Annotated in this window: 7 protein-coding genes; all 7 read right to left on the minus strand. The window is 68.3% G+C overall.

Annotated elements, in window-relative coordinates:
* Positions 1-54 precede the first annotated feature (54 nt).
* A complete protein-coding gene (locus AYO52_RS10435; RefSeq protein WP_067716788.1) occupies positions 55-1185 on the minus strand; it encodes a prenyltransferase in 1131 nt (376 codons plus the stop codon).
* 6 nt (positions 1186-1191) lie between these two features.
* Positions 1192-1911, minus strand: a complete 720-nt coding sequence (locus tag AYO52_RS10440) for a class I SAM-dependent methyltransferase (RefSeq protein ID WP_067716790.1) — start codon at positions 1909-1911, stop codon at positions 1192-1194.
* Positions 1905-3278, minus strand: coding sequence for a glycosyltransferase family 4 protein (locus AYO52_RS10445; protein WP_067716793.1), 1374 nt, complete (start codon positions 3276-3278; stop codon positions 1905-1907). Before AYO52_RS10445 ends, AYO52_RS10440 begins: the two co-directional genes overlap by 7 nt.
* A 201-nt stretch (positions 3279-3479) precedes the next feature.
* Positions 3480-7439 (minus strand): DNA-directed RNA polymerase subunit beta', encoded by a 3960-nt coding sequence (locus tag AYO52_RS10450; protein ID WP_067716795.1) that lies wholly within the window; start codon positions 7437-7439, stop codon positions 3480-3482.
* A gap of 123 nt (positions 7440-7562) precedes the next feature.
* Positions 7563-11069: a DNA-directed RNA polymerase subunit beta gene (locus AYO52_RS10455; protein ID WP_067716798.1), complete on the minus strand. Its 3507-nt coding sequence runs from the start codon at positions 11067-11069 to the stop codon at positions 7563-7565.
* Between the two features lie 435 nt (positions 11070-11504).
* On the minus strand, positions 11505-12149 hold the full coding sequence (locus tag AYO52_RS10460) for a hypothetical protein (protein WP_067716801.1): 645 nt from the start codon (positions 12147-12149) through the stop codon (positions 11505-11507).
* 19 nt (positions 12150-12168) lie between these two features.
* Positions 12169-12831 (minus strand): hypothetical protein, encoded by a 663-nt coding sequence (locus AYO52_RS10465; protein WP_100086332.1) that lies wholly within the window; start codon positions 12829-12831, stop codon positions 12169-12171.
* Between the last annotated feature and the right edge of the window lie 42 nt (positions 12832-12873).

Genomic DNA, 12873 nt, shown 5'->3' on the forward strand with positions numbered 1-12873 from the left:
ACCCGCCGCCCGACACCTGATCAGACAGGTGTCCAGCGGCGGTGTCGCCACAGACTAGCGCACGACGGCGGCGGGTGGGCAGACCTCGCCCGCCACGCAGTCGGCCGGATCCCCCGGCTGGGACTGCAGACGCTGCATGGTGTGGTGCGAGACGTAGCGGAAGATCTCGTTGCCCGGGGTGGTGCGCGAGAGGGCGTCCGCCGCCAGCAACATGACGGCCGCGGTCCATGTGCTCAGCTCGACCGGCCACCGCTTGCCGTCGGCGAAGACGAGTCCGGTCCAGTAGGAGCCGTCGGTGTCCCGCAGGTGCTGCATGTTGGTGAACTGCGCGAGCGCCTGCTCGTGTCGCCCGGCCGCCTCCAGGGCGAGCACCAGCTCGCACGTCTCGGCCCCGGTGACCCACGGCCGGTGGTCGACGCAGCGGATGCCCAGGCCGTCCACCACGAAGTCGTCCCACCGGGAGTCGAGCCGCGCCTGTGCCTGGTCCCCCACCATCACACCGGCCAGGACCGGGTAGTACCAGTCCATGGAGAACTCGTCCTTGGGTGTGAAGAGCTCGGGGTGGGCGCGCAGCGCATGGCCCAGCCGGTCGGCGGCGGCGTCCCAGTCCGGCGCGCTCCCGCCGAGTTCCTCGGCGATCGCGACGCCGCAGCGCAGCGCGTGGTGGATGCTGGACGAGCCGGTGACCAGCGCCTCCTCGCAGAAGCCCTCGGGTCCGGCGCCCCACCACATCTGCCCCTCGGGACCCTGGAAGGTCAGCACCAGGTCGAGTGCCCGGCGCACCGTCGGCCACATCGACTCGAGGAAGCCGGGCCTGCCGCTCACCAGGTGGTGGTGCCACACGCCCACCGCGACGTACGCGCAGAAGTTGGAGTCGATGTCACCGTCGGCGACGTGGTCGTCCTGCCACTTCATCGGCCACGACCCGTCGCCCCGCTGGGTGTCCCGGAGGAACCCGTACGCCCTCTCGGCGGCCTCCCACTGACCCGCGACGGACAGGCCCATCGCCGATTCCACGTGATCCCAGGGGTCGGTGTGACCGCCGGTGAACCACGGGATCTCACCGTTGGGTTTCTGGACGGAGGCGAGCCACTCGCCGGTGGCGCGGACCGCGTCGGCGTCGAGGACCCCGGGCACGGCGGGGACCGGACGTTGGCTGGTGACTCCGGTGTTGGGCGTCTGCACGGACGATCAGGCCTCCACGGGCTTACGCAGGTAGAACACGATGGACTTGCCCATCACCGGGTTGAGCACCTTCTCGGCGGTGCGGGTGATCCAGGGCCCCTTCATCAGGTCCCAGACGAGCAGCTTGTGGTACGCCTTCGGCAACGGGTGGTCGTCGTTCTCCGTGCCCACCGCGCACTTGAGCCACCAGTACGGGGCGTGCAGCGCGTGGGCGAACCCGGTGCCGGTGACCTCCAGGCCCGCCGCGCGGAGCTTGAACCCCAACTCCTCGGCGGTGTAGATCCGGCAGTGCCCACCCGGGTTGGAGTGGTAGGCGTCGGACAGCTTCCAGCAGAGCTTCTCCGGCCACTCACGCGGCACTGTCACCGCGGCGACGCCGCCCGGCTTGAGGATCCGCACCAGTTCGGCGATGGCCTTGGTGTCCTCCGGGACGTGCTCGAGCACCTCGGAGATGAGCACCAGATCGAAGGTCCCGTCCTCGTACGGCATGTTGAGCGCGTCCCCGGTGACGGCCTCCCCCTTCGAGGTGGGCAGCCCCTCGCCCTCGGCCTCCATGGCGGCGAGCATGTCGGAGACCTGCTGCATCTCGTCGGCGTTCTGGTCGAACGCCGTGACGTCCGCGCCACGCCGGTAGAGCTCGAAGGTGTGACGACCGAGGCCGGCCCCCACGTCGATGGCTCGCATACCGGGGGTGACCCCGAGACGGTCGAAATCAGCGGTCAGCATGCGGCGTCCTCCTGCTCACGGATGGTGTACTCACCGGACTCCGGGAGCACCTCGGGCACGTCATCGGTGACGTGCTCGTCGATCTCGGTCTGATCCGGCCCGAGGACCGGCCCGGCCGTCAGGTCCGGCAGCGCGTCGCCGCGGACCCGGGCGATCGCCGCCTCGTAGACCTCGACGGTCCGGCGGGCGACGGCGGCCCAGCTGTAACGCTCCATGACCCGTGCACGGCCGCCCTGAGAGAGGCGTTGCCGCTCGGCCGGGTCGGACAGCAGCGCGCTGATCTCACGGGCCAGCGCGTCGACGTCGCCCGGCTCGACCAGTCGGGCCGCCGAGTCGTCCGTGCCGACGACCTCCGGCAGCGCGCCGGCACGCGTCGCGACGAGAGCGCAGCCGCTGGACATGGCCTCCACCGCCGGCAGGGAGAAACCCTCGTACATGCTCGGAACGACCGCGATCTCGGCCGACCCGACGAGATCGGCGAGCTCGTCGTCGTCGACCCCGGACACCAGGTCCACCGCGTCCCGCAGGCCCAGCTTGTCGAGCAGCCTCGCGGCCTCACCCTTGCGCTTGAGCTTGGACACCAGCGTCAGGCGCACGCCCGGGTGCTCTTCGCGGACCCTGGCCAGCGCGCGCAACAGGACCGGCACCCCCTTGAGCGGCTGATCGGCACTGGCCACGCAGACCAGGCGGCCGGGCTCGCGCACGCGACGATGGTGGAACCGGTCGGTGTCCACGCCCAGCGGGATCGTGACGATGCGGTCCGGGTCCACGCCGAAGTCGGTGGCGATGTCATCGGCGGAGTTGCTGGAGACCGTGATGATCTCCTGCAGCTTGCGGGAGACCCGCATCTGCATGCCCAGGAACCCGAACCAGCGCCACGTGGTGATCTTCTTGCGCAGCGGGGCCTCCTTCATGGCCAGCGCGCGATCCCGCGTGATGGGGTGGTGCACCGTGGCCACGACGGGGAAACCCGCCTTCTCCAGGTCCAGCAGGCCGGATCCCAGGCACTGGTTGTCGTGCACCACGTCGAAGTCGTCCAGACGCTCCCGGAGTGTGCGCGCGGCCCGCATGCTGAACGTCCGCGGCTCCGGGAACCCGGCGGTCCACATGGTGACCACCTCGAGCACGTCGATGAGGTCGCGGATCTCCCGCGGGTGCGGGGTACGGAACGGGTTCGCGTCGTTGTACAGGTCCAGACTCGGGACCTCGGTGAGCGTGGGGCCCGGGTCGAGTTCCGGGTAGGGCTGACCGGAGAACACCTCGACCGTGTGTCCGAGTGCCGCCAACTCGCGGCTGAGGTGACGGACGTAGACGCCCTGGCCCCCGCCGTGTGGCTTGCTCCGGTACGAGAGCAGCGCGATCCGCACTTCTCGATCGCCTCCTTCATGGTCGTCGGCCCGCCGTCGGCGAGTGTCGCGGGCCGCGACGGGCACATCGGGAAAGTCTAGAACACGTTCGCCCCGGTCCCACACACGGCCGGACGAACGCACCGGACCCCCGGCGCGAGAGGCGCTCGGGGGTCCGGTGTCGGTGTCACTCCACGGTCGGTTCGTCGCCGTGGGGTCTGCTCAGTAGCCCAGGTCGTCCAGGCGGACCGAGGCGCCGGTGGCGTCCCCGAACCCGTCCTCGGGACCGTAGAAACCATCGCCGTAGTCCGGGATGGAGTACGCGGCGGCGCGGGCCTCCTCGGTGGGCTCGACCGTCGAGTTCCGGTAGCGGTTGATGCCGGTACCCGCCGGGATGAGCTTACCGATGATGACGTTCTCCTTGAGGCCCACGAGCTTGTCCGACCGCTTGTTGATGGCGGCGTCGGTGAGCACGCGGGTGGTCTCCTGGAAGGAGGCAGCCGAGAGCCACGAGTCCGTGGCCAGCGAGGCCTTGGTGATGCCCATGAGGACCGGACGCGCCGAGGCCGGCGAGCCGCCCTCGGTGAGCACGCGGCGGTTCTCCGCCGTGAGCTCGGCACGCTCCACGAGCGCACCGGGCAGGAACTCGGTGCTGTTCGAGTCGTTGATCGCGACTCGACGCATCATCTGACGGACGATGACCTCGAGGTGCTTGTCGTGGATCGACACACCCTGCGCACGGTAGACCTTCTGCACCTCGTCGACGAGGAACTTCTGGACACCGTTGGGGCCGAGGATGGCCAGCACCTCGTGCGGATCGGCCGGGCCCTCGAGGAGGGCCTGCCCGCGCTCGAGGTGATCGCCGTCCGCGATCGGGCGGGAGGAGCCGTCCTCCAGCTCGATATGGGCCAGGCCTTGGCGCTTCGACAGCTTCTCGTAGACGATCTCGTCCGCACCGTTGTCCGGCACGATCGTGATCGTGTAGAAGCGCTCCTCCTCCTCGAGACGGATCCGGCCCGCCTCCTCGGCGATCGGCGCCTTGCCCTTCGGAACACGAGCCTCGAAGAGCTCCTGCACGCGCGGGAGACCGCCGGTGATGTCGTCACCGACGCCACCCTGGTGGAAGGTACGCATCGTCAGCTGGGTGCCCGGCTCACCGATCGACTGGGCGGCGACGATGCCGACGGCCTCGCCGATGTCCACCAGGAGACCGGTGGCCATCGAGCGGCCGTAGCAGGTCGCACAGACGCCGGTACCGGTGGTGCAGGTGAGGACCGACCGGACCTTGACCTTCTCGATACCGGCGACGATCAGCGCCTCGATGTTCGGGTCACCGAGGTCGGTGCCCGCGGCGACGATCACGTTGCCGTCGGCGTCGAGCGCGTCCTCCGCGAGCGTCCGGGCGAACGTCGAGGTCTCGACGTGCTCGTCGCGCTCGAGGGACCCGGTCGGGCTGCCGTGGACGTCCATCACCGGGCGGGCGATGGTCGTCTCGACACCCTTCGACGTCCCACAGTCGGTCTCGCGCACGATGACGTCCTGCGAGACGTCGACGAGACGACGGGTGAGGTAACCCGAGTCGGCGGTACGCAGGGCGGTGTCGGCCAGACCCTTACGGGCGCCGTGCGTGTTCATGAAGTACTCGAGCACGGTCAGGCCCTCGCGGAACGAGGACTTGATCGGCTGCGGGATGAACTCGCCGTTCGGACGCGTCACCAGACCCTTCATGCCCGCGAGCGAGCGGATCTGGGTCATGTTGCCCGCCGCGCCCGACTTCACGATCGTCGGGATCGGGTTGGAGTCCGGGTAGTTCTCCTCCATGGCCTGACCGATCTCGTCGGTGGCCTCCTGCCAGAGCTTGACCAGGTCCGACTTGCGCTCCTCGTCGGTGATCTTGCCGAGGTCGTACTGCGACTCCAGGCGCGCGGCCTTCGCGTCGTACGAGGCGAGGATCTCCTTTTTGGCCGGCGGGACCAGCACGTCGGACATGGCGATGGTGACACCCGAGCGGGTGGCCCAGTAGAAACCGGTGTCCTTGAGCTTGTCCACCGTCTGCGCCACGACGATCATCGGGTAGCGCTCGGCCAGGTCGTTGATGATGACGGCCTGACGCTTCTTGGGCATCTGCTCGTTGACGAACGGGTAGTCCGCCGGGAGCAGTTCGTTGAACATCACGCGACCGAGGGTGGTCACGGTCAGCCACTCCTGGCCCTGCGTCCAGCCCTCGGGGAACTGCTCGGCCTCGACGTCGGTCGACGGACGCTGGTGCGTCAGTCGGACCTGGATCGGGGCGTGGATGTCCAGCACGCCGAGGTCGACGGCCATGATGGCCTCCGACGGCGTCGAGTACACGCCCACGGCGGGGGTGTCCTCGGAGGCCGGGACGTACGAGCCGGTCGCACCCTCGTCCAGACGGGTGAGGTAGTACAGGCCGGTCACCATGTCCAGACGCGGCATGGCGAGCGGACGACCCGACGCCGGCGACAGGATGTTGTTCGAGGCGAGCATGAGGATGCGCGCCTCGGCCTGCGCCTCCGCGGACAGCGGGAGGTGCACGGCCATCTGGTCACCGTCGAAGTCGGCGTTGAAGGCCTCACACACGAGCGGGTGCAGCTGGATGGCCTTGCCCTCGACGAGCTGCGGCTCGAACGCCTGGATGCCGAGGCGGTGCAGCGTGGGCGCACGGTTGAGCATCACCGGGTGTTCGGCGATGACCTCTTCGAGCACGTCCCACACCTGGTCGCGCTGACGCTCGACCATGCGCTTGGCGGACTTGATGTTCTGCGCGTGGTTGAGGTCCACCAGACGCTTCATGACGAAGGGCTTCAACAGCTCGAGCGCCATCAGCTTGGGCAGACCACACTGGTGCAGCTGCAGCTGTGGGCCCACGACGATCACGGAACGACCGGAGTAGTCGACGCGCTTGCCGAGCAGGTTCTGACGGAACCGGCCCTGCTTGCCCTTGAGCAGATCCGAGAGCGACTTGAGCGGGCGGTTGCCCGGGCCCGTGACGGGCCGGCCACGCCGGCCGTTGTCGAACAGCGCGTCGACGGACTCCTGCAGCATCCGCTTCTCGTTGTTGACGATGATCTCGGGGGCGCCGAGATCCATCAGCCGCTTGAGGCGGTTGTTGCGGTTGATCACCCGACGGTAGAGGTCGTTGAGGTCCGAGGTGGCGAAGCGGCCACCGTCGAGCTGGACCATCGGACGCAGCTCCGGTGGGATCACCGGGACGGCCCCGAGGACCATCGCGGCCGGGTGGTTGCCCGACTGCAGGAACGCGGAGACGACCTTGAGGCGCTTCAGGGCGCGGATCTTCTTCTGACCCTTGCCGTTGCGGATGATCTCCCGCAGCGACTCGGCCTCGGCGGCCAGGTCGAAGTTCAGCAGCAGCGCCTGGATCGCCTCGGCGCCCATGCCGCCCTCGAAGTACTCGCCGAAGCGGTCCTCGAGCTCGCGGTAGATGCCCTCGTCGACGATGATCTGGTTGACGTCGAGCTTGGTGAAGGTGGTCCAGATCTCGTCGAGACGGTCCAGCTCGCGCTGGGCCGACTCGCGGATCTTCTTCATCTCCTTCTCGCCGCCGTCCTTCACCTTGCGGCGCTGGTCGGCCTTGGCACCCTCGGCCTCGAGCTCGGCGAGATCGGCTTCGAGCTTCCGCGCGCGGGCCTCGATGTCGGAGTCCCGCTCGTCCTCGATGATCTTGCGCTCCTCGAGGACCTGGGCCTCGAGGGTGCTGAGCTCGTTGTGACGCAGCTCGGTGTCGACGCCGGTGATGACGTAGGCGGCGAAGTAGATGATCTTGTCGAGGTCCTTGGGCGCCAGGTCCAGCAGGTAACCCAGGCGCGACGGGACGCCCTTGAAGTACCAGATGTGGGTGACGGGCGCGGCCAGCTCGATGTGGCCCATGCGCTCGCGGCGGACCTTGGCACGGGTCACCTCGACGCCGCAGCGCTCACAGATGATCCCCTTGAAGCGCACGCGCTTGTACTTGCCGCAGTAGCACTCCCAGTCCCGGGTGGGGCCGAAGATCTTCTCGCAGAACAGGCCCTCCTTCTCCGGCTTGAGGGTGCGGTAGTTGATGGTCTCCGGCTTCTTGACCTCGCCGTAGGACCAGTTACGGATGTCCTCGGCCGTCGCGAGGCTGATGACCAGCTCGTCGAAGTAGTTGACGTCCTGCACGTAGGCGTCCTTTCCCGGGTGGGATGATGGCGGGCCTCGCGGGGTGGGGCCGGGGGCCCGCCGTGGTGGAACTGAATTCTTCGGGTGCGGGGCGGGCGACAGGGCTGCCGCCCGCCCGCCTACTTACTGCGCCAGCTCGTCGGCCGCCGAGGACTCGTCGCGCGAGAGGTTGATCCCCAGGTTCGCGGCGGTGCGGTCGAGATCGTCGTCGTCGCCCTCACCCAGGGAGACGGCCTGGCCGTCGCTGGAGAGCACCTCCACGTTGAGGCACAGCGACTGCAGCTCCTTGAGAAGCACCTTGAAGGACTCCGGGATACCCGGCTCCGGGATGTTCTCGCCCTTGACGATCGCCTCGTAGACCTTCACGCGGCCCACGACGTCGTCGGACTTGATCGTCAGCAGCTCCTGCAGCGTGTACGCCGCGCCGTAGGCCTGCATCGCCCAGCACTCCATCTCACCGAATCGCTGGCCACCGAACTGGGCCTTACCGCCGAGCGGCTGCTGGGTGATCATCGAGTACGGACCGGTCGAACGCGCGTGGATCTTGTCATCCACGAGGTGGTGCAACTTGAGGATGTACATGTAGCCCACGGACACCGGGTACGGGAAGGGCTCGCCGGAGCGACCGTCGAAGAGGGTCGCCTTGCCGTCGGCCTGCACCATGCGCTCGCCGTCACGGTTCGGCAGGGTGCAGCCGAGCAGACCGGTGATCTCCGTGTCCGCCGCGCCGTCGAAGACGGGCGTGGCCGTGTTGGTGCCGGCCTCGACGCTGTGGATCTCCTCCGGCAGCTTGGTCGCCCAGTCGGGCAGGGAGCCGTCCGCCTCACGCGGGACCTCCCAGCCGGCCTTGGCCAGCCAGCCGAGGTGGGTCTCCATGATCTGACCGATGTTCATACGACGCGGGACGCCGTGCGTGTTGAGGATGATGTCCACCGGCGTGCCGTCGGGCATGAACGGCATGTCCTCGGCGGGGAGGATCTTGCCGATGACGCCCTTGTTGCCGTGTCGACCGGCGAGCTTGTCGCCGTCCTGGATCTTGCGCTTCTGCGCGACGTACACGCGCACCAGCTCGTTGACGCCGGGGGGCAGGTCGTCGTCGTCGTCCCGAGAGAAGACGCGGACGCCGATGACCTTGCCGGACTCACCGTGGGGCACCTTGAGCGAGGTGTCGCGCACCTCGCGCGCCTTCTCCCCGAAGATGGCGCGCAGCAGGCGCTCTTCCGGGGTCAGCTCGGTCTCACCCTTCGGGGTGACCTTGCCGACGAGGACGTCGCCGTCACGGACCTCGGCGCCGATGCGCACGATGCCGCGGTCGTCGAGGTCCGCCAGGACCTCGTCGGAGACGTTGGGGATGTCCCTGGTGATCTCCTCGGCGCCCAGCTTGGTGTCGCGGGCGTCGATCTCGTGCTCCTCGATGTGGATGGACGTGAGCACGTCCTCCTCCACCAGGCGCTGCGAGAGGATGATCGCGTCCTCGTAGTTGTGGCCCTCCCACGGCATGATCGCGACGAGCAGGTTCTTGCCCAGCGCCATCTCGCCGTTCTCGGTGCAGGGGCCGTCGGCCAGGACCTGGCCGACCTCGACGCGGTCACCCTCGTCGACGATCGGACGCTGGTTGGAGCAGGTGCCCTGGTTCGAGCGCGCGAACTTCGACAGGCGGTAGGTCTGACGCCCGCCGTCGTCGTCCATCACGGTGATGAAGTCGGCCGAGACCTCCTCCACCATGCCCGGGGCGGTGTTGACGACCACGTCGCCGGCGTCCACGGCCGCGCGCAGCTCCATGCCGGTGCCGACGAGCGGCGCCTCGGAACGCACGAGCGGCACGGACTGCCGCTGCATGTTCGCGCCCATCAGGGCACGGTTGGCGTCATCGTGCTCGAGGAACGGGATCATCGCGGTGGCCACGGAGACCATCTGTCGCGGCGAGACGTCCATGTAGTCGACATCGCCCGGCTCGACCATCTCGACATCACCGTGCTTCTTGCGCACGAGGATGCGGTCCTCGACGAAGCGGCCGTCGGCGTCGATCTCCGAGTTGGCCTGCGCGACGACGTAGCGGTCCTCCTCGTCGGCGGTGAGGTAGTCCACCTGATCGGTGACGACGCCCTCGTAGACGCGGCGGTACGGGGTCTCGATGAAACCGAACGGGTTGACCCGCGCGTACACCGAGAGCGAACCGATCAGACCGATGTTCGGACCCTCGGGGGTCTCGATCGGGCACATGCGGCCGTAGTGCGAGGCGTGCACGTCGCGGACCTCGAGCCCGGCGCGCTCACGCGACAGACCACCGGGGCCCAACGCGGACAGACGACGCTTGTGGGTCAGACCCGACAGCGGGTTGTTCTGGTCCATGAACTGCGACATCTGGGAGGTTCCGAAGAACTCCTTGAGCGCCGCCGTGATGGGCCGGATGTTGATCAGCGACTGCGGGGTGATCGCCTCGGAGTCCTGTGTGGTCATGCGCTCGCGGACGACACGCTCCATGCGGGACAGGCCGACGCGGACCTGGTTCTGGATGAGCTCGCCGACGGTACGCAGACGACGGTTGCCGAAGTGGTCGATGTCGTCGACCTCGACCGGCACCTCGCGGCCACCGGCCACCTGCATCGACTCCTCGCCCGCGTGGAGGCGCACGAGGTACTCGATGGTGGCGGCGATGTCCTCGCGGGTGAGCGTCGTGGTGGCGTCACCCTCGGGGTCGGGCAGACCGAGCTTGCGGTTGACCTTGTAACGACCGACGCGGGCCAGGTCGTAGCGCTTCTCCTTAAAGAACAGGTTCTCCAGGAGCGCCTCCGCGGACTCGCGGGTCGGCGGCTCGCCCGGGCGCAGCTTGCGGTAGATCTCGAGCAGGGCCTGGTCGGTGTCCTCGACCGTGTCCTTCTCGAGCGTGGACATCATGATCTCCGAGAAGCCGTAACGCTCCTTGATCTCGGTGGTCGTCCACCCGAGGGCCTTGAGCAGGACGGTGACCGACTGGCGACGCTTGCGGTCGATGCGGACGCCGACGGTGTCGCGCTTGTCGACGTCGAACTCGAGCCACGCGCCACGCGACGGGATGACCTTGACGGAGTGGACGTCCCTCTCCGTGGACTTGTCACGCGAGCGATCGAAGTACACGCCCGGCGACCGGACGAGCTGGGAGACGACGACCCGCTCGGTGCCGTTGATGATGAACGTGCCCTTGTCGGTCATCATGGGGAAATCACCCATGAAGACCGTCTGGGACTTGATCTCACCGGTCTCGGTGTTCTCGAACTCGGCCGTGACGAACAGGGGCGCCTCGTAGGTGCGATCCTTTTCGCGGCAGTCCTCGAGGGACGCCTTGACCTCTTCGAAGTAGGGCTCCGAGAACGAGAGCGACATTGATCCGGAGAAGTCCTCGATCGGGGAGATCTCCTTGAGGATGGACTCCAGGCCTCCCTCGAGGTTCGTGGTACCGCGCGAGGCGGCCCTCTCTTGCCACTCCTCCGAGCCGATGAACCACTCGAACGACTCCGTCTGGAGGTCGAGCAGCCCCGGGACCGGCAACGGCTCGGAGAGTTTCGCGAACGAAACCCTCCGGGGCGCACCGGGAACGGTGGAGACTGACGTGGTCTGGCGGGAGACTGCCAAGATGGGTCCTTCCAGCACCTCACGTGATCACCACGGGCGGTGACCACAGATGTATCTGCGAGCGGTCCGCCGACGGGTATCCGCCCAGGTCCGCCGCGATATCGAGGGCTCGGAAAGCACCCGGTGGAACCGGGAGTGAGCCGTCACGGACGGACGGGAGGGCAAATAGCAGCCAGCGCAACGACCTAATCTAGCGGAAGGCGGCGACAAAGTCCAGCCTTCAACGGAGTGTCCCCCGGAGGCTGGTCACGTGCGTGGTGCGGCGTCCGTCTCTGCGCTGGTTGCCCTCGTGGCTCTCGCCTCATCGGCCCCCGGTCGGGACGTCGCACCCGGACCGTGTCGCACTCAACCTCTACGGCACTCGCCCGATGCCCCTAAAGGGTGACGGGTGAAAGCACTTTCGTCAAGGATCTGGCACGGTCGGTTGCCGGATCGGTTCCCGACCAGTCCTCGTCAGGAGGGCAGATCCGGGATCCTCGACAGTTTCCACACGCCGTCGATCTTGTCCAGACCGACGAGATAGGTGCCGCTGGTACTTCCCGCAGCCGCGCCGTCCCTGGTCATCGACACATCCTGGACCAGCAACACCTCGGCCTTGTCGCCCTGCAGGTAGGCGAGACCGGCCTCGCGGACCTCTGCGTCGACGCTCGTCGCGGACTGCTCGTAGCTGTCACGCAACGCGGGCCAGTTCTCGTCGAGCTCGTTCACGAGTTCCGGGGTGAGGAACTCACCCAGGGAATCGTGGTACTCGTCGAGGGTCTCGTGGTCGATCGCCACGAGCCGCTGGACGTTGGTCGTCGCCGCCGAGAGGACCTCCTCGGTGGCCTCGCGGTCGACGAACGCCCGGTTGTCCACGTCGACCCCGGGTTCCGTCGCCAAGAACGTGCCGACGGCCCCGGCGACCAGCCCCACCGCTATGGCGGAGTACGCGATCGTGCGACCGCCGGGCCGACGGCCGGCATGCCGCTCCCCGCGATCCGTCCCGGTTCCGGTTCCGGTTCCGGTGCCGCCCTCGGGTCGGGTCTGACCGCCGTGTCCGGCCAGCCGCCTACGGGGCGCCGGAGTGACCGGCTTCTGTGTCCTCTTGATCGGTGGCATCAGCGACTGTCGTCCTTCGTCATCGTCCGGCGGAGGTGGTCGGCGCGGGGGTCGACTCCTCCTCGGTGGCCGGGTCGTCCTGTTCCTCCGGCCCGTTGAGCTCCTGCACGGACTGGCTGGACTCGCCCACCGGGACCGTCACGCCCACCTGGTTGACCGCGTCGGCCTTCCAGGTGTCGTCCTCTCGCGTCAGATCCACGCGCATCGCCTGCCGACCGGTGATGTCATCCTGGCCCTCCCGCTCGGAGTGGGCGGTGAACACCACCAGGACGGCCGCGTCGCCGGCCTCGAGGTCCAGGGTCTCCACGGCGGTGTGCGAGACCGTGGCCGTGGTGACCGCCTTCTGCTCCACCACGCGCGTCCGCACGTCGTCGGCATACTGCTCCTGCTCGGTGAGGAACTCACCGGTCGAGGCCTCTGCCAGCTGCTCGAGCGAGTCGTCGACGTTCCGGTGGTCGAAGCTGAACGCGTTGACGATCACCTGGGCGGCGACATCGGAGGCCGCCTCGCGCTCGGACGCCACCTCCTGTGCCGACCGCGCCTCGGCGTAACGCACCCCGAAGACCACCAGCGTCGCCAGGCCCGCCACGAGGATGATCGCCGCGAGGACCGCCAGCCATCTCGGTACGGTCCCCACCACCCCGGGGCGGCGCGCGCCCCCGTCCGTTCCCTGCGAACTCATGGCGGCGACACTACCGGACCCGCCGTCCGCCGAGTCGCCGCC

It is taken from the genome of Dietzia sp. 111N12-1 (genome assembly GCF_001658045.1).
Classification (GTDB): Bacteria; Actinomycetota; Actinomycetes; order Mycobacteriales; family Mycobacteriaceae; genus Dietzia; species Dietzia kunjamensis.

What these genes read in the sequence shown, in the direction of transcription:
- AYO52_RS10440 (WP_067716790.1), bottom strand. Translation starts at nt 1,911, where the DNA reads ATGCTGACCGCTGATTTCGACCGTCTCGGGGTCACCCCCGGTATGCGA.
- AYO52_RS10460 (WP_067716801.1), bottom strand. Translation starts at nt 12,149, where the DNA reads ATGCCACCGATCAAGAGGACACAGAAGCCGGTCACTCCGGCGCCCCGT.
- AYO52_RS10465 (WP_100086332.1), bottom strand. Translation starts at nt 12,831, where the DNA reads ATGAGTTCGCAGGGAACGGACGGGGGCGCGCGCCGCCCCGGGGTGGTG.